General features: G+C 39.0%; 18 protein-coding genes, 1 pseudogene and 1 riboswitch. Of the genes and pseudogenes, 7 read left to right on the forward strand and 12 right to left on the reverse strand.

From position 1 onward, the window contains the following. Positions 1-39 precede the first annotated feature (39 nt). Positions 40-1,011, reverse strand: coding sequence for an oxygen-dependent tRNA uridine(34) hydroxylase TrhO (trhO, locus tag E0E32_RS04675; protein ID WP_130859125.1), 972 nt, complete (start codon positions 1,009-1,011; stop codon positions 40-42). Between the two features lie 195 nt (positions 1,012-1,206). On the opposite strand from trhO, the gene E0E32_RS04680 reads away from it, so the two are divergent. Beyond that, entirely contained in the window at positions 1,207-1,680 is a 474-nt protein-coding gene (locus tag E0E32_RS04680) for a glutathione peroxidase (protein ID WP_130859126.1), read from the forward strand. A 55-nt stretch (positions 1,681-1,735) separates the two neighbouring features. Here E0E32_RS04680 and ribH read toward each other — a convergent pair whose 3' ends face one another. From ribH to ribD, 4 genes are read right to left on the reverse strand one after another with little or no spacing between them, the layout of a single operon-like run. After that, the gene (ribH, locus tag E0E32_RS04685) at positions 1,736-2,200 is read right to left on the reverse strand and encodes a 6,7-dimethyl-8-ribityllumazine synthase (protein ID WP_066187537.1); all 465 of its coding nucleotides are present in this window, start codon (positions 2,198-2,200) and stop codon (positions 1,736-1,738) included. A gap of 19 nt (positions 2,201-2,219) precedes the next feature. Continuing rightward, positions 2,220-3,413 carry a bifunctional 3,4-dihydroxy-2-butanone-4-phosphate synthase/GTP cyclohydrolase II gene (locus E0E32_RS04690; protein ID WP_130859127.1) on the reverse strand — a complete coding sequence of 398 codons (1,194 nt, stop codon included), beginning with the start codon at positions 3,411-3,413 and terminating at the stop codon, positions 2,220-2,222. An 11-nt stretch (positions 3,414-3,424) separates the two neighbouring features. Continuing rightward, on the reverse strand, positions 3,425-4,051 hold the full coding sequence (ribE, locus tag E0E32_RS04695) for a riboflavin synthase (RefSeq protein WP_130859128.1): 627 nt from the start codon (positions 4,049-4,051) through the stop codon (positions 3,425-3,427). Beyond that, positions 4,051-5,139 (reverse strand): bifunctional diaminohydroxyphosphoribosylaminopyrimidine deaminase/5-amino-6-(5-phosphoribosylamino)uracil reductase RibD, encoded by a 1,089-nt coding sequence (gene ribD / locus E0E32_RS04700; RefSeq protein ID WP_130859129.1) that lies wholly within the window; start codon positions 5,137-5,139, stop codon positions 4,051-4,053. Before ribD ends, ribE begins: the two co-directional genes overlap by 1 nt. A gap of 230 nt (positions 5,140-5,369) precedes the next feature. After that, positions 5,370-5,523: riboswitch (FMN riboswitch) on the reverse strand. Between the two features lie 523 nt (positions 5,524-6,046). On the opposite strand from ribD, the gene istA (E0E32_RS04705) reads away from it, so the two are divergent. From istA (E0E32_RS04705) to E0E32_RS04720, 4 genes are read left to right on the forward strand one after another with little or no spacing between them, the layout of a single operon-like run. After that, on the forward strand, positions 6,047-7,597 hold the full coding sequence (gene istA / locus E0E32_RS04705) for an IS21 family transposase (RefSeq protein ID WP_130859130.1): 1,551 nt from the start codon (positions 6,047-6,049) through the stop codon (positions 7,595-7,597). Next, complete coding sequence (gene istB, locus E0E32_RS04710; RefSeq protein WP_130859131.1) at positions 7,594-8,376, forward strand: IS21-like element helper ATPase IstB; 783 nt, start codon at positions 7,594-7,596, stop codon at positions 8,374-8,376. The genes istA (E0E32_RS04705) and istB (E0E32_RS04710) overlap by 4 nt, the downstream gene beginning before the upstream one ends. Before the next feature lie 32 nt (positions 8,377-8,408). Continuing rightward, positions 8,409-8,735 (forward strand): MerR family transcriptional regulator, encoded by a 327-nt coding sequence (locus tag E0E32_RS04715; protein WP_130859132.1) that lies wholly within the window; start codon positions 8,409-8,411, stop codon positions 8,733-8,735. Continuing rightward, a complete protein-coding gene (locus E0E32_RS04720) occupies positions 8,735-9,040 on the forward strand; it encodes a hypothetical protein (RefSeq protein ID WP_165444960.1) in 306 nt (101 codons plus the stop codon). The genes E0E32_RS04715 and E0E32_RS04720 overlap by 1 nt, the downstream gene beginning before the upstream one ends. Before the next feature lie 6 nt (positions 9,041-9,046). On the opposite strand, the pseudogene tnpB reads toward E0E32_RS04720, so the two are convergent. Continuing rightward, positions 9,047-9,127: pseudogene (gene tnpB, locus E0E32_RS22795) on the reverse strand (IS66 family insertion sequence element accessory protein TnpB); the annotation flags it as partial. Positions 9,128-9,292: 165 nt separating this feature from the next. Between tnpB and istA (E0E32_RS04730) the strand changes: the two are divergent. Together istA (E0E32_RS04730) and istB (E0E32_RS04735) are read left to right on the forward strand one after the other, a co-directional pair. Beyond that, the gene (gene istA / locus E0E32_RS04730) at positions 9,293-10,795 is read left to right on the forward strand and encodes an IS21 family transposase (protein ID WP_130859134.1); all 1,503 of its coding nucleotides are present in this window, start codon (positions 9,293-9,295) and stop codon (positions 10,793-10,795) included. Then, entirely contained in the window at positions 10,792-11,511 is a 720-nt protein-coding gene (gene istB, locus E0E32_RS04735) for an IS21-like element helper ATPase IstB (protein ID WP_130859135.1), read from the forward strand. Before istA (E0E32_RS04730) ends, istB (E0E32_RS04735) begins: the two co-directional genes overlap by 4 nt. Before the next feature lie 337 nt (positions 11,512-11,848). Here istB (E0E32_RS04735) and E0E32_RS04740 read toward each other — a convergent pair whose 3' ends face one another. The 6 genes from E0E32_RS04740 to E0E32_RS04765 all read right to left on the reverse strand — a co-directional run bounded on the left by E0E32_RS04740 (position 11,849) and on the right by E0E32_RS04765 (position 17,410). Next, the gene (locus E0E32_RS04740; protein WP_130859136.1) at positions 11,849-12,316 is read right to left on the reverse strand and encodes a hypothetical protein; all 468 of its coding nucleotides are present in this window, start codon (positions 12,314-12,316) and stop codon (positions 11,849-11,851) included. A 15-nt stretch (positions 12,317-12,331) separates the two neighbouring features. Continuing rightward, positions 12,332-13,234, reverse strand: coding sequence for a DUF1430 domain-containing protein (locus E0E32_RS04745; RefSeq protein WP_130859137.1), 903 nt, complete (start codon positions 13,232-13,234; stop codon positions 12,332-12,334). A gap of 136 nt (positions 13,235-13,370) precedes the next feature. After that, positions 13,371-13,625 carry a hypothetical protein gene (locus tag E0E32_RS04750; RefSeq protein ID WP_130859138.1) on the reverse strand — a complete coding sequence of 85 codons (255 nt, stop codon included), beginning with the start codon at positions 13,623-13,625 and terminating at the stop codon, positions 13,371-13,373. Between the two features lie 25 nt (positions 13,626-13,650). Beyond that, positions 13,651-14,406, reverse strand: a complete 756-nt coding sequence (gene istB / locus E0E32_RS04755; protein WP_130859139.1) for an IS21-like element helper ATPase IstB — start codon at positions 14,404-14,406, stop codon at positions 13,651-13,653. Beyond that, a complete protein-coding gene (gene istA, locus E0E32_RS04760) occupies positions 14,403-15,950 on the reverse strand; it encodes an IS21 family transposase (RefSeq protein ID WP_130859140.1) in 1,548 nt (515 codons plus the stop codon). The genes istB (E0E32_RS04755) and istA (E0E32_RS04760) overlap by 4 nt, the downstream gene beginning before the upstream one ends. Before the next feature lie 161 nt (positions 15,951-16,111). Further along, positions 16,112-17,410, reverse strand: coding sequence for an FtsX-like permease family protein (locus E0E32_RS04765; protein ID WP_130859141.1), 1,299 nt, complete (start codon positions 17,408-17,410; stop codon positions 16,112-16,114). Positions 17,411-17,442 lie beyond the last annotated feature (32 nt).

Here is a 17,442-nt window from a genome sequence, read left to right on the forward strand (position 1 = left end):
CACAAAGGAACCATTCTCCTTTGTGTTTGCTGTTTCCTATTAAGCTTCTTGCGTCACACCATCTTCTTTGGCAATCCGATCTAGCCGTGCTTGGATATCTTCCTCGGACAAGTTGTGTTCCTGCACATATAAATTACGCGGATGAACACGGCACTCATGAGTGCAGCCGCGCATATATTTATGCTCATTTTCCTCAGAGCAGAGGATTTGGCGATTGCAATCTGGATTGGCACAGTTGGCATAACGTTCACAAGGCTTCCCGTCAAAATAATCGCGCCCGACAACGTTATGCTCCTTGCGATTAACGGGTACGGAGATACGTTCGTCAAAGACATAAAGCTGACCGTCCCAAAGTTCCCCTTGTATCTCTGGATCTTTACCGTAAGTGACCACACCACCATGCAGTTGGCCGATATCATCAAAGCCTTTCTGTTTCATCCAGCCCGAAAATTTCTCACAGCGAATCCCGCCTGTACAATACATCAATACCTTTTTATCCTCTAGCTCTTCCCGGTGCTCTTCAATCCATTCCGGTAAATCACGGAACGTCTCGATATCTGGATTAATCGCACCACGGAAATGACCTAATTCATATTCATAATCATTACGCGTATCCAAAATCACCGTATCTTCCTCTTGCATCGCCTCATAGAAGGCTTGTGGATCTAACAATTCCGCATTATCATCGCGAGGGTCAACATATTCTTCACCTAAACGCAAGCTGACCAATTCAGCACGTGGTCGGCAATGCATTTTCTTAAAGGCATGCTGTTCTGCTTCGTCCACCTTGAACATCATATCGGCAAATTTCGGATCGGCGTGCATCGCTTCCATGTACTTATTGGTCTGCTCCACCGTTCCCGACACGGTACCATTAATTCCTTCTTCCGCAACGAGGATACGACCTTTCAAACCAAGCTCCTTACAAAAACGTAAGTGCTCTTGCGCAAAGGTCTCCGGATCTTCCATCGTTACAAATTTGTAATACAATAATACTTGATACTTTTCCATTCGTTTTTTACCACCTATCAATTCATATTTGCAAGATATAAATCTTTTTAGGTTGGTTGATCTTTTATAATCTTGCAAGGAATTATTTTATCATGTTTTTATACTGGTTTCCAGTCCCTTACGTTATTTCCAGACACGGTTTTTTTGAAAACGTATTCTAACATGTGCTATCCTTAGGAGCAAGGAGGCGATCTTATGTCTATTTATGATATTCCTATTACAACTATCCAGGGAGAGGAAAAGAAGCTAGCCGATTATCAAAGTAAAGCGATGATTGTGGTCAATACGGCGAGTAAATGCGGCTTCACCCCTCAATTTGATGGTTTGCAGGAATTATATAAAAAATATAAAGATCAAGGCTTAGAAATACTAGGTTTTCCCAGTAATCAATTTATGAATCAAGAACCAGGTACTAGTCAAGAGGCCGAGGAATATTGCCGACAACATTATGGTGTCAGCTTTCCGATGTTTGCCAAGGTTGACGTACGTGGCAAAAACGCACACCCACTGTTTCAGCATTTAACCAAAGAAGCACCTGGGATTATTTCTGATCAAGTCAAATGGAATTTCACCAAATTTTTAATCGATGAAGAGGGCCAGGTCATCAAACGATATGCGCCCAAAACGGAACCTAAGGATATGGAAAAGGATATTCAAACCTTGTTGTAAACAGGAAGCAGACCACCCTGCTCAAAAGGTGGTCTGCGATCAGGTATGTGATTGGTTACATTTCGCGCAGCAGATTTGCCATTTCAATCGCCGCTACGGCAGCTTCTGCTCCTTTATTACCAGCCTTCGTACCGGCACGCTCAATTGCCTGTTCAATCGTATCGGTTGTAAGTACACCGAAGATGACAGGAAGACCGGCGTCCATGGAGACACTGGCCACCCCTTTGGATACCTCATTGCTGACATAATCAAAATGCGGTGTTGAACCACGAATGACCGTTCCCAAAGTAATCACCGCATCATACTTGCCAGAATCCGCCAGCTTCTTCGCCGCCAAGGGAATCTCAAAAGCCCCCGGCACCCAGGCAATATCGACATCTACTTCTGCCACACCATGCCGGCGCAAGGCATCCTCTGCACCATTTAGCAATTTTCCAGTAATAAATTCATTAAACCTTCCCACGACAATGCCTACCTTCAGATCTGTTCCGACTAGATTTCCTTCTAATATTCTTCCCATGTTACATTCCTCCACTCATTTATAGTTGCAAAAGATGGTTCAATTTTTCTGCTTTAGTAGCTAAATATTTTTGATTATTTTTATTAGGGGGCATTTCAATCGCTTTTCTCCCAACTAACTCCAAACCATAGGACTCGATACTGGAAAGCTTACGCGGATTATTGGTTAGTAAATGCAGCTTACCCACACCTAAATCTCGCAATATCTGTGCGCTGATGGCATAATCCCTTAAATCATCCGGAAAGCCCAACTGATGATTAGCCTCCACCGTATCAAAACCCTGCTCCTGTAAGTGATAAGCCTTCATTTTATTCACCAAGCCGATCCCCCTGCCTTCCTGGCGCATATAAACAAGGACTCCGGTTCCAGCGGCTTGGATCTCCTCCAAGGCCTTGACCAATTGCGGGCCGCAGTCACAACGCTCCGAGCTAAAGGCATCCCCGGTTAGACATTCCGAATGCACGCGGACAAGCGTCGGCTTTTCTGCCATAATCTCTCCAGTATATAAGGCGACATGTTCTTGACCAGTATACTTCTCCGTATAGGCCGCTAAGCGAAAATCGCCAAAGGCAGTAGGCAAATGAATATCTGCCTCCTTGATAATCAGTTGATCATAACGTTTGCGGTATTGAATCAACTCTTGAATCGTGATCAGCGGCATATCATATTGTTCGGCGATCTCTTCCAAATCTGGTTGACGAGCCATTGTACCGTCTTCCTTCATTACCTCACAAATCACACTTACTGGACTGGCCCCAGCTAATCGCGCCAAATCAACAGCCGCTTCCGTGTGCCCCGTACGTTCCAATACCCCTGCCTCTTTGGCGATCAAAGGAAAAATATGACCCGGGCGGTTAAAGTCGGCCGCCTGAGCGGTTGGATCGACCAATTTTTGTACAGTTAAGGCCCGTTCCTGCGCGCTAATACCGGTATGTGTCTGTTTATAATCAATACTTACGGTGAAATTGGTGCCATAGTCATCGGTGTTATGGCTGACCATCTGTTTCAGCTGGAAATGATCGGCATATTGCTTAGCCATTGGCACACAGATTAACCCGCGCCCTTCCCTCGCCATAAAATTGATAACCTCGGGAGTCGTGTGATCTGCTAAGGCAACAAAATCTCCTTCATTTTCCCGATCCTGTGCGTCCACCACAATAATGACTTTCCCTTGTTGTAACGCCGTAATGGCAGTTTCTACAGAATGTTTCATTGGTGCACCTCCTAAAATCCATATTGCTCAAGCTTATCTTCCGTTAATCCCTCGGCAGGTTGCTGCAGTAGTCGCTCCATATATTTGGCCAGCATATCAAATTCGACATTGACGGTATCTCCGATTTTTTTCTCTCCCAATACGGTCGCTTGCTGCGTTTCAGGGATTAACGAAATCGTAAAATGGTGATCCGTCACGCCAAAGACCGTCAATGACGTGCCATCGACCGCCACCGAGCCTTTATTAGAAATATAGCGGGAATCTGGCACGGCTATTTGATAATATTTCGCGTTATCCTCCTGCCAAACCCGAGTGATTTTCCCTGTTGCATCGACATGACCCGAGACAAAATGACCACCAAAACGGCCATTTGCGGCCATTGCCCTTTCTAAATTAACCGGTGATTGCCGAGAGAGCTGTGCCAATGAGGAACCACGAAAGGTTTCAGGAATCACATCTACTTGAAAACTGGTAGCCGTAAAATCGGTGACCGTTAAGCAGACACCATTAACCGAGATACTGTCCCCCACCTTCAAATCAGTGGTGATCTTACTTGCCTGAATGACTAGTTGCAGGGATTGATTATCCTGTTTGATGGCTTGCAGACGCCCTTTTTCTTCAATAATGCCAGTAAACATCAGACATCCTCCTTTGGTGTTGCGATAATTTTCAGATCAGGGCCGATCTGTTCGATTTGGGAAAAGGTAAAGTCGCTTGCTTCTTGCATCCATTGTGGCGATATTCCGCCGATTACCGCTTGTGCGTCTTGGCCACCTAGCAGTTTCGGGGCAATGTACCAATGACATTCGTCGACTAATTGCTCTTCCAAAAAACTGCGATGGACGGTGGCTCCACCTTCGACATAGAGAGATTGAATACCTTCTTCTGCTAATATTTCCAGCAGATCCGTCATATCGATCCGAGCGCTTGACAGCTGAATCACTTTCACCTCAGGGTGTTGCTGACAAAAAGCTTCCTTGTCTGCTTGATTGCCGCAAACCAACCACGTATCTGCCTGCTCATCAAAGATAGCAAGATCCCCTTGCAGCGATAGTTTGGTATCCAGAATCACCCGGATCGGATCTTTCCCACCACCGGCTAAACGGGTAGTCAGGCTGGGATTATCCTCGATGACAGTGTTGCGCCCAACCAAAATCGCATCATGACGATGGCGTTGCCGATGCACATCGATACGAGCCGACGCTGAGGTAATCCACTTGCTGTCCCCTGTGCTGGTCGCTGTTTTTCCATCTAATGTCATCGCCGCCTTCAAGGTAACAAAAGGGCGACGCTTATGCTGGTAATGGAAGAAATGTTGGTTGATCGTTAGGGCACGCTGTTCCAGCAATCCCACTTCAACCTCCACACCGGCATGTTCGAGTATTTCCACACCTTTTCCCGCTACTTTAGGGTTAGGATCAAGGCAAGCGATATAGACCTTTTTCAATTGATGATGTACAATCAGCTCTGCACAGGGCGGTGTTTGACCATAATGGGCACAGGGTTCTAAGGTGACATACAGCTCTGCCCCTTTGGTCTTTGAACCAGCTTGTTCGATGGCGTGCACCTCGGCATGAGCTTCTCCCGCCTTCAGATGTGTGCCTACGCCTAGCAATTCACCGTTTTTGACCATCACTGCCCCCACTGATGGATTGGGGCTAGTCTGGCCAATCGTTGCCTCGGCCAGGTTCAATGCCAGATTCATCCATTCCTGTTTTGTTTTCATAGGTCGCTCTCCTTTTTTCATACACAAAAAACCCCAGGCGACTCGACCTGGGGTTTTATAGATTCAGATATTGTAAAAAAAGTTGGCTGGATAGTGGGCCCTCATGGTGGATTTTTTCCATCATTAAGAAAACAGCTTCTTTCTCTGATAGGCATCTTCATTTTTTCCATTACCCTAATAGTTGGCTAACAGAAATAAACCTTTCCTATCTGAAAAGAACACTATTCCGCCAATTCCTTTTCCCATCCAGACTATCACTGTCGGCTTTGGATTTTCACCAAATCCACCTTCACACTCTTGCAAGTGCTCCGGGTCACGGACTGAAAAGCGGTTCTCCGCTTTATCACCGTCGGTCGGGAATTACACCCTGCCCCAAAGGAATCTCATCGCTTGTATTCAATTTTTTGATTTCCTCTTGTTACTTTACACACTCTGAAGTGGCATTCTATCAGGATTTGCAAGCTTTTGAACAAATTATCCGCATTCGACAATATCCTAATGTATCAGCTAAAACCCTGCCAACATGATTGCCACATATACTAATATGTTCCCCTTTATAATAGCAGTATAAAAATCTAAATGCAAGGGATTAGATCCATGTTTAAGCGTTATAATTATTTGGTAGATTAGATTAGAAAATAAGCTTATCTGTATGTATTTTCACGTGTTTTTGTCAGTATTTCCTACTTTATACTTTTTTCGTTTAACGACTCTTTCGAACTCATACACGTTTCTCCCTTTTCTTTAATGAATATTGCATTCAGAATGTACCAGCCTTGCAATCTTTTTTACCACCAAATGCGGAGAGTTTTACCACCTTTTGCGGAAGGCTTTACCAGTTCAACGCCTCCTGTATACTTAATATGCATGCCAAGCAGCATGACATTAGGAATACAGGAGGTTTTTTATGTTCCCCTATCGACAGATGCTGAAATTATATGATGAGGAAAGGAGTTTACGAAATATCGCAGCGATGACGCGGCATTCACGTCAAAAAGTAACAGAAGTCATACGGCTAGCGGAAAAAAGAGGATTGAAGTGTCCGTTAGATGAAGAAATGACGGATGCTTGGATTGAAGATTTTCTCTATCCTGAGAAAAAACTAGAAGCTTCCGGCAGATATATGATTGATTTTGATTACCTGCATCAAGAGTTGGCCAAACCACATGTTACCTTAACATTACTTCATGAAGAGTATGTGAGGAAATCTCAAGAACAAGGGAAGATTCCCTATGCCTACCGGACATTCACAGAGCACTATCATAACTTTGCCCAAAAACACAAAGCTACTCTGCGAATTAAACGGAAACCAGGGGAATTGTTAGAAGTAGATTGGGCTGGTTCTACTTTATTTATCGTGGATCCGGATACAGGAGAAAAAGTAAAAGTATATGTATTTGTGGCAACTTTACCGTGTTCGCAGCTTTCCTATGTCGAAGGTTCATTATCCATGGATTTAGCGGCTTGGATAAAGCTTCATCAACACACATTTGAATACATGGGAGGAATTACTCAAATTATTGTTCCTGATAATTTAAAAGTTGGGATAACCAAACATACCTCCAAAGAATTGGTGTTAAACAAGACATACGAAGAAATGGTTCGTCATTATCACTCGGTCGTCATGCCAGCACGTGTGCGTGCACCAAAAGACAAATCGAGCGTAGAAAGTTCTGTAAATACCGTGTCGACCTGGATTATTGCCGCATTAAGGAATACGCAATGTTTTACGTTAGAAGAAATAAATCAGGAGATTCGAAAAAAACTGGAGGAATTTAATCATCGCCCTTTCACAAAAAAAGAAGGCTCCCGTTGGTCAGCGTTTATGGAAGAGGAGAAGTTTGCCCTTACTCCTCTTCCCACTGAACCTTACCAGATGTCAGAGTGGCGAACAGCCAAAGTACAGCCTAATTATCACATCTCGGTAAAAAGTATGTTTTATTCTGTTCCCTATGAGTATATCGGAAAACAAGTCGATGTAAAAGTCTCCGGTAAGGTGATCGAAGTTTTTTATAATTACATGAGGATTGCATCCCATCTGACGCTTCATGGGAAATACGGGCAATATTCTACGGTACATGATCATATGCCAGATAACCACAAACTTTACGTGGAACAAACACCACAGGATGCGTTGGATTGGGCAGAAAATATTGGAGAGCATACGCTGGCGGTGGTGAGATTTCTAATGGATAGTTATGAAGTAGAAAAACAAGCGATGAAATCTGTCTTTGCCTTGAAGAAACTGGAGCGCACCTACACTGTTTACGAAATCGAACGTGCTTGTAAAATGGTCCATCAAATCACGAATCGTCCAACGGTGAAAAGTATTCAAACACTAATTAAAAATAATAAAAAAGCAGACGCAGAGAATGCTTTCACACAAAAGCAGACACATGAGCAAAATAAGCATGGTTTTACTCGTGGGGCTTCTTATTTTGGAGGGAAAAATAAATGAATCAACAGAATATAGATAAACTAAAAGCATTAAAACTATCAGGAATGGCAGAAGCCTATGAAACCATTTTCTTCAATGAAAAAAATAAGGAAATGAATTTCGATACATTACTCAGCATCTTGATTGATCAAGAAGAGTCCCGACGAAACAGCAATAAAATCAACCGACTTCTTAAACAGGCAACCTTTCCTGAATCTGCTTCCGTGGAAGACATTCTTTATTACGAAGACCGAAAACTGGATAAAGAGTTACTTTTACGTTTAGCTAGTGGCAGCTACATTTTGGATGGACGAAATATTATCTTTAAAGGAGTCTCTGGAGCCGGAAAGTCATGGATGGCTATTGCATTTGGCGTACAAGCATGCCGTCAGCATTTTAAAGTTCAATATACACGGCTTCCTGATTTATTAGAAGCATTCAAAATAGCAAAATATCAACAAGATGACAGCTATATCAAACTAATGAGGAAGCTTCTGAAAGTGGACCTCCTTATTCTTGATGAATGGCTACTTTATACCTTAACAGATGAAGAGACAGCCCTTCTTCTGGAAGTAATTAATACAAGACGTCAGGCAAAGCAATCCAATATATTCTGTTCCCAATTTGACCTTGATGGATGGTATGAAAAATTAGGAAGTGGAACCCTGGCAGAGGCTATTCTGGACCGGATTGTCCATGATTCTTATGATATTTTTATTGACGGAAAAGTATCTATGCGCGAGCGTTTTGGCGTGCAGCATCAAAAAGAGAATGATGAAGAAAATAAGCCGCTTATATAAGGTTTTAAAATAAGAAAAGAGAGGGTTTTTAAATGGATGAGTATATGACGATAGCAGAGACGGTTGATCTCTTACACAATTATGAGGTGGATTGCGATGAAAAAGATGTGTATCGATGGATAGCTAAGGGTGAAATGGAAGCAACAGAACATGAAGGAAACTATTATATACTTGAATTAGATATGTTAGATTTCTTAATAGATTTAAGTAATGTTGGAACAGCTTATGAAAAAGGAATTAATAATGAAACCAAAATAGTAAGACTTGAAAAGAGGATACAAGAGTTAGAAAAAAAGATTGACAGCCTGCGTTGTGAGAAAGTGCAACTTGAACTTCGATTAGGAATTCTTCCGTTTTAATGGATAAAGAAATCCCCTCGATTTTGGTAGTCGGGGGGATTCTTTATATGAATGGTAAAGTGCTCCGCAAAGAGTGGTACATTCCCCCGCAAAAGGTGGTAAAAAAGACCGCACAAGTGGTAAAAATCATCCGCCGTACTCATTTAATACGTATAGAACACCAGATACGTCTCCTAAAAGCGATCAACATATTAATAAAAAACGTGGGAAGAAGTGATTGGAATAGGGCGGATCAATGGAAAAGCCACAAAGTAACCAGTCTACTTGTTGAGAGGTTACTTCCCGTGCTTCTTTCACTGTTCTAAACCAAATCATTTATATAAATATAAAAGCCAGAAACCTTTCCCATCCCAGTGTAGAATTTTAAAACGATCCTGTTTGATTCCACAAAAGAAAAAGAGTACTTCCTAGAAATGTTTATGGCAAACTAATTATGTAGGGATTGGCATTTAATTTATGCAGGGCCCTGCATAAATTAAATGGCCACTTGCCAACCTCTCCAAATAACTTTAAACTCCTCGTTGGACCAACAACGTTTAACAGGAGGATATTAGGAGATGTTAGCAGTGGCACAAGTTGATTATATCAGACATGAAGTAAATCAAAAAGGTGAAACATACGCCAGTGTGGGGAGACGGATGGGAATTGACCCCCGCACAGTAACTAAGTATGCCAATCAAGAGGAATTCACGAAGAAAGAAAAGCAACAACGTAAATCACCAGTCATGGATCCCGTGAAGCCAATTTTGGATAAATGGATCAAGGAAGATTTAAAAAAGAAAAGGAAGTATCATAGAACAGCAAAAAGAATGTTTCAGGAACTAGAGAAATTCCATAGTTTCAAAGGATCCTACCGTACTGTTCGCAACTATGTTTCAGAACGTAAACGAGAATTAAAAGAGAATATGGAGAGCGCAGCATTGCCTCTTGAGTCAATTCCGGGTACGGCACAAGTTGACTTTGGGACAGCACCATTTAAGTACCATACCGAAGTGATTGATCTTCCTTATCTGGTAATATCCTTTCCAAACAGTAATACTTTTTACTTTCAGGTTTTTCCTTCGGAAAATACAGAGTGTTTACTGGAAGGGTTACAACGCATGTTCCAGCATATGGGAGGGGTTCCCAAAACGATTCGATTTGATAATTTATCACCAGCAGTAAAGAAAGTTCGGGCAAAAGGAGAGCGTGAGTTAACGGAGACCTTTGATAGATTTGTTCTGCATTATGGTTTTACATACGAGTTTTGTAATCCTGGTAAAGGTAATGAAAAAGGTCATGTTGAAGCAATGGTTAAATATGTGAGAAATAACTTTTTATTACCAGAGAATACAATTTTAGAACTGGATCCATTCAATGAAACACTCTGGGAAATGGCAGAGCAGGACCGCGATCGTTTGCATTATGAGAAAGGTATCCTTCAATCAGAACTATTTAAGGAGGATCAAGAAAATTGGCTTCTCTTACCTGAGAAAAGATTTGAATGCGCACGATATGAGGAGATAAAATCAGACAAATACGGATTCATTTCAATAGACAAGAAGCAATACTCTACTTCTCCTCGATTCGCCAAACAGAACGTGCGTGTATGCATCACATATAACGATATAACCATCTTGGAGGAGAATAATGAGGTTATCGTAAAACATCCAAGATTATATGGCATAAAGAGAAAATCAATGGTGTGGCAGCCTTATTTGAATCTACTATCGAAACGCCCTAGGGCAATTAAGTATTCAGGGATTTATGAGCAGTTCCCGCCAATTTGGACAGAATACCTACTTGATTGTACGGAGGAAGAACAAAAGAGTGCCTTGCGGTTATTGGGAGGGCTTTTAAAGAATGATGACTTTTCATTGTTGAATGAGGCTTTACAATTGGCCTCTACACATGGCCACCCAGATACTGATCAAATTAAGCATTGTTTCTATTCATTACTTAACCAAAACGATGCCCATACCGCCATTACACCAAAGGTGTCTATACCTAATGTGCCAAATGCGACAAGAGGGTTATCCCATTATGATTCCTTCTTCCAGAAGGGAGGGATCAGTCAATGAATGATCAAATAGAAGCTTACGCCAAACGTTTAAAGCTGAGTTGGATTAGAGAGAACTACAGCAATGTAGAGGCTGATAGTGATCAGGAATACCTCCTGAAGTTATTTGAGAATGAAGTACAGAACCGTGAGGAAAGGAAAATAAACTTACTACTAAAGCAAGCTGGACTACCCAAGACAGGTAGCAACCCTTACCAGTGGGAGCATATTCAAATTCCACAGGGCATTGACCGAGCGGGAGTTTTGAACGGAGACTTCATTAGTGAAAAGGAAAACCTTATTTTGTATGGCGGGGTTGGGACTGGGAAAACCTATTTGGCATCGTTAATCAGCTTAAATGCCATACATAGGTTTGGCAGTCGGGTCAGATTTTACACTGTGGCATCCTTGGTGAATAAATTAATCGACGCTAATCAGCAGGGAAACCTTACGAAACTAATGAAACAGATTGAGAAGCTGGATTTATTAGTATTGGATGAACTTGGCTATATTCCCCTCAATAAGGAGGGGGCAGAGCTTTTATTTCAAGTCATCTCTATGTGTTACGAAAATAAAAGTATTATCATCACAACTAACCTGCAGTTTGGCCAATGGAATCATGTTTTTGGCGACCCAATACTGACAGAGGCGGTTATCGACCGATTGATTCATCACTCGCATTTATTGCTTTTTACCGGAGACAGTTTCCGTTACAAAGAATCTTTATTACATGAGTAATTAGAGGTGGCAAGTGGCATACAAATTTAAATGCCATTTCATACATTTTTTACTTGCCAAATACATAGAAAGGATCTAAATCAAACTACGACTGAACTAGCGAACCTATTCCATACCGCGTATCTGTTTTTTCCACATACAATATAAAATCCTTTCGCTTCTTCTAAGTTGACAATCAAATCAAAAAAACTCCTGTTTCTTTGTCTTGAGACAAGTATACAAAAGGTTTGGCTGTTTATACAGATATTCCATCATCCAAAAAAATCTCTACAGATACGAGAATCAAATCTGTAGAGTGAAGATTTAATATATATCACTACGTAAATAATTTTTAATATTAAGTGTTATCATGTAGGTGTTCTTCAATTTCTTTAATAGCTTCTTCGTAGTTATTTCCGGCTATTTCCTTTATTTGTTTTTTATTTTCTTCTGATAAAGTATAGTTTTCAATGACAATTAATTTATCGTGTGTAATTATATTTCCAGCATCATCAAAAGAAAGACTAACATGAAAACCATCCGTTTTTGAAAAATCAGGATTAAGAGTTTCTGGTATAAAAGATGTTCCATCTCCACCTTCTTCTATATAAACTGTATAATATTTAATTTCTGTTATCGGATCTTCTATCTGATCATTAGATGAAAACGGAGTATTTAAATCAAGTTCATTAACGTTATTATCATGACTATTCTGTATATTATTATTTTGTGTAGTATAATTATGGGTCCAGAAATAATATATGGTGGTAGAAATGAGTAATATTCCCACAACAGCAATGATTAATCCTATTTTTTTACGTTTCATTAGCTCCACTCCTTGCTATTTATCTTTAATTATATCCTTAGTTACTTGGAGTTCTTTCAATAAAATGAAAAAACTAATCAAAATAAAATCAAGTATAGCAAAAAGCAGCACTATTGGTAGTATTATGGAAATATTGTAGCTAACAAAGAAAGAAATAACAAAAATGATATTCCAAAATACTAATAAAAATAGATAAACTAAATAGTGTTTCTCGAAAAAACTATATCCAAAGATCCATTGAAGTGCTAAAATCTGCTTGTTAGCTTCTAAATAATAAATGGCTGAAAAAAATAACAAAGTAATAACTAATACAAAGTAAATGCTACAGTAAATGGATATTATGCTGAGCTGTTCTTTGTTTCTTGTAACTTTATCCTCTACTTGAGCATAAGCAACAGACACCGGTTCCCAAGTATCAGTGAATGAATATTTATCAATTAAGTTCTGGGTGTTTTGAAGGGGAAATTCATTATTCCCGTTTTTTGTATAAAAACCAACCCCCATAGAAATGGAATTTGTTAAAATTAATGGATCAAACTTGTAATTGATTACTACTGCTATCGGATCTTCTATCTGATAATTATTTTGTACAGCTACTTGTGGAGAAAAAGAAAAGTAATTCTGATTATTTCTCACAAAGATTGGTTTAACTTGAACAGGCTCATCTTTATTTATATTATAAGAACCTTGGTAATCATTTTCAAGTTGCTGGATAATTTCTTCCTGATAAGGCTGAAATTTTTCAGGTATCAATACACTTATTTCATTTTCTTTGGGTTTTGAAATCTCTATTGGTCTATTCTGTAAATCATAAATAGGGTTCACGGCTAGATAGTTTCTGTTTATTTCTACTTTTTCTCCATCCATCCCCTGAGTATTGCGGACAGATTGAGCCAGTAGTGCGGAGTTTTGAGCCACTGTTTGCGGACAATTGAGCCAGTCATTGCGGAAAGGAGAGCCACTGTCTTATGAAAGCCGGTTTTCTTCCTATACTAGCTTTCTATTTCTAAAAAAGCCCTAAAGCTTATTGATATAGCTCTAGGGCTGTCTTATTCTATAAATCTTCCATATCAAAATATAATTCAATATATTTCTGATACCTTATTATAGTTGGATAATCAAAGAAATTTTCGTAAATATCGCTATGGAGTTCAAAATAAGGAAGATTTTCACCTTCCGGTGTTAATGCATTCACTTCTGATCTTAGTTGAATTATCATTCTTTCTAGCTTTTTTGAATAGCTTATTAGATTAATAATTAAATCCAGGTTATCCATTTCTTCATTGCTCATTTCTTTAAGTTTTCGCAATTTCTAAACTCCTTTCGTTGTCCTATCAAGATTTCCTGTCTATTCCATGGCGTTCTCTCATCGAAATTGTTCCATCTAAAAGGATTTTATAAGAATCATGGACAATACGATCAAGAATCGCATCTGCTATCTGTGCTTGGCCTAATTTCGAATGCCATCCTTCTGGTGAAAATTGCGAACAGAATATAGTAGAAGTTCTCTTTAATCTTGCTTCAATAATTTCTAATACATGAAGCACGTTTTCCTCAGAAAGTTCGGTTAATAACCACTCATCAAGAATCAATAAATCTATTTTTTTATATTTTTGAATTAATTTACGAAAGCTGCCATCAGCTTCATACTTCGCAATAGCTAATTCATCAAGTAGTTCAGGCAATCTAATATATTTTACTTTGTAAAATTGGCGACATGCATGAACTCCAAAGGCATTCGATATCCACGTCTTTCCGTTCCCTGAAGCTCCCATTAAAATAATGTTATGATGATTTTGAATATAATTCCCTGTTGCTAACTCTAGAATAAGCTTTTTATCCAGATTGCGGTCAGAATGATACTCTATATCTTCAATGGCCGCCGTTGGGTCATTGAATGTCGCCTGTTTAATTAATCGTTCCAGTTTATTTGATTTGCGACGATCATATTCATAGTCTATCAAGAGGTTTAATCGGTCATCGAAATCCATATTATGATAATCTTTGTTTTGACACTGTAACTTGTACAGTTCTGCCATTGCGCCCATTTTCATTTCAGTTAATTTTCGTAGTGTTTCTTCGTTCATCATTTATTAACCCTCCCAAAATATTCAGCTCCACGTACAAATCCGTAATTATCATTGTTGGTCTGATGATTATCTATATCTATCTTTCTATTTTGTGTTTTCTTCTTTTTTCTCTTTAGTATGCCTTTTAAAACAGAAACCGTTGGATTCGTTGCTATTTCAAGTAATGTTTGTGTTGCTTTTTCCAGTTCTTTCTGTGTATACTTTGTCGATAGATTCCTTAATGAGCTAAGAATAGTTAGTGCTTTCTTTTCCACGTTCATTTCCAAAATATAAGAAACAAATTGCGTCATGTAAGGCCCAACCTCTTCTGCCCACTTTCGGTTATTATCTGGGTTATGTTCCAGATATAATCGATGATTATCAGGCATATGATCTGTATTTGTAGAAAATTGACCCATTTCACCTTTTAACCGTTTATGGGATGCAATTCTTGCCTCATTGAAGTAAACTTCAATTAGATCCGTGGTTAACCGAACATCGACAGACTCACGGACGTAGTCATATGGAACGGAATAATACATCAGTTCAACTTGAATGTGGTAGTTTAATTGAACTTTTGCCGTTTTCCATTCTGTAAGTTTGTATCGCGTTTGAGGAAGCTGTTGAAGGTAGGATTTCTCTTCTTCCTCAAACACCTTTTTACGTGAGCCAGGACGTTTTTGAAAATCAATCGTATTAATTTCTTCCAATTTTTTAAAAATCTGCCGATTTAAATCTTCGATATGAAAACATTGATAGTTTCTTAGTGAAGCAATAATCTGTCGAGAAATATATCCAACGGTTCCTTCTACACTAGGCTTATCTTTTGGTTTTCGTACACGAGTCGGAACAATAACTGTATGGTAGAAATCTGCTAGTTCTCGATAGGCTTCATTAAGAAGAAGTTCATCTCGAAGAGTCTTTGTAACCCCTGTTTTTAAGTTATCAGGAACTAAGGTCTCTGAAACACCTCCAAAGTACTCGAATGCATTTATATGGGCGGTAAGCCAATTAGCTGATTTCATATCCAGAAAAGCTTCCACATAACTGAATTGACTGTATGGCAGGGTTGCAGTAAAGATATATGCTGGGAGTATTTCACCGCTTGAACGATCTATAATTTCCAATGTAGAACCAGCCCAATCTACTTCTATAATTTCACCTGGTTTTCTGCGAATAGGCATGGTCAATTTATACTTTTTGGCATATTTTCCGTATTTTTCGGCAAATGTTCGATAAGCATAGGGAATCTTTCCTGTCTCACGTGCTTCCGCTGCATATTCATGATGCAGTAAAGTCAAGGTCACATTCTTTTTTTGTAATTCCTTATGCACCTTTTCCCAATCAACCGGGAAGTAACCTTTCTCAATAGCTTGTTTCTCGGGAAAGAGAAGCTCTTCCAACCATTGATTGGTCATCGTGTCGTTCAAATTTTCAAGATGAAGCTTCTTAGAACGTTGGACAACCTCAGAGACCGTATTTCTTGAATGACCAGTGCTGGAACTTATAGTTCTTTGGCTAACTCCTTCAAAATATAATTCCAGAATCTTACGACAATTAACCATAAAAAAACCTCCTGTATATAAGTATCATGCTTATATTGCATGTAACTTATATTATACAAGAGGTTGTTCTATAGTGGCTCTCTCTTCCGCAAAAGGTGGCTCCTTTTTCCGCAATGACTGGCTCAAAACTCCGCACTACTGGCTCAATCTGTCCGCAATACTCACATCCCCCAACGATTAACTCCAGTTAATGGTTTCTGCTTATAATCCATGTAGTAATATGAAGGTAAAATTAAAAAAGCTCCTTCTTCTTCTAATTCTTTATAAAACTGATTAAAACGATTATTTTTCTCATCTTCCTTACCAAAGTCGAAGGAGCCTCCCGATGATATGACACCTAAATAAGAGTATTCTTTTAATATAGACCATTTTTCTTGATAGTCTGCCGTAGATTTTAACTCTTTATATACGCCGATTCCTTGTTCTAGGGTTAACACCAAAATAAGCGCTAATACAAGACGAGTCAAAATGGTTAAATTCAGGGTCAATTTAATTGGTTTTTTATTTTTAATCATATTGGGAATACTAATTTTCCACGTAGCTAGCCAAGTGAAAAGTAATAAGATAATTATCAAAACAAATAAACTCTCCATATTTTTCAACCAATAAACTAAAAAATCACCTAATTGCTGGTAGCCATTATATATGAATAAGAAGAGCATTAATCCGATATAAACTAGTAATAAGGAACTTACTATGGTAATCCAATATCTTTTGAGAATATAACCACCTATCTCAGGGAAATTATATCCTAATAAGTATCTTACTGCTACCTCTTTATAATTATTTGAGATATCATAAAACATAGCTAGCATAATTAACAGGCATAAAATGATAGTTGTTTGGTACAATATCTCATTATAGGGATATTGAGAAAACATTACTTGAGAAGTATTCCTAGAAACCTCGATGGAAAAACCATTGCTTAATCCTAAGTGTTCAAATTGCTTAGGGTCTCCTCCACTGGTTATAGTGTAACTTCCTTTAATATCACGTGTGTTTTGTGCTGCTATCATGGGTCTTATTTCAATAGGATCAAAGCTGTGGAATAATTCTATTTTCCCAATTTGATTTTTATCATTAGTTGCTATAGTAGAAATATATTCGTTTTCGTTACTTTCATTATCGATATAGTTTCCTGATGCTAACTTTATATCAGCATAGTAAGTATCAGTATCGGATAATGAGACATAATAAACAAGTTTATCTTCTCCCTTATCATTGCTCTCATAAGATTCTCTCTGCAAATTAATTTTTGCTTCATTTGTCATATCTGTTAGCAAAGTGAAATTATCAGCTTTGTTTAAATCTTTATTCCCGCTTTCTATAACAACATCCCATATTTCGTTTGTTGGATGATAATTGAAATTTTGAAATTGTAAAAATTCAAATTGCTTTATTGATAAGAAACTTATAAGTATAAAGGTGGTAGCGAAGAGTACAAAGATAAGCTTTTTCATATGAACCTCCGCTCCCTCAATTTATTTTGATT

It is taken from the genome of Gracilibacillus phocaeensis (assembly GCF_900626275.1).
In the GTDB taxonomy this organism is placed as follows: domain Bacteria; phylum Bacillota; class Bacilli; order Bacillales; family Amphibacillaceae; genus Gracilibacillus; species Gracilibacillus timonensis.